The organism is Aquabacterium sp. A08 (genome assembly GCF_011742065.1).
Genome location: NZ_JAAQQT010000269.1, coordinates 1 through 473, shown reverse-complemented (window position 1 = coordinate 473; position 473 = coordinate 1). Strand labels below are relative to the sequence as shown.

The 473-nt window shown below is 66.8% G+C and carries 1 protein-coding gene; it reads right to left on the bottom strand.

Annotation, left to right across the window (positions count from 1 at the left end; translation table 11 throughout):
* Positions 1–473 (bottom strand): efflux RND transporter permease subunit (locus tag HA630_RS01525; RefSeq protein ID WP_166832160.1); only part of this gene is annotated, 473 nt, incomplete at both ends.

Below are 473 nucleotides of genomic sequence, written 5' to 3'. Positions count from 1 at the left end.
AGGCGCCCGGTGCGCCCGGGCGTGAAGGCCAGCGGCGCGTACACCGCGGCCAGGGTCAGCGTCATGGCGACCACCGCAAAGCCAATTTCCTTGGCCCCGCGGATGGCGGCGGCGAACGGCGCCATGCCGTCCTCGATGTGGCGGTAGATGTTTTCCAGCACCACGATGGCGTCATCCACCACCAGGCCGATGGCCAGCACCAGCGCCAGCAGCGTGAGGGTATTGATGGAGAAGCCGAACAGCGCCATGAGCGCGAAGGCGCCGATCAGGCTGACGGGAATCGTGACCAGCGGGATGATGGACGCACGCAGGCTGCGCAGGAACACGAAGATGACCAGCGACACCAGCACCACCGCTTCCAGGATGGTGGTGTAGACCGCCTGGATGGAGCGGTCGATGAAGACCGAGTTGTCGTTGGCGATCTGCACGCTGACGCCGGGGGGCAGGTCGTCGCGCAGGCGGTCGAGCAAGGC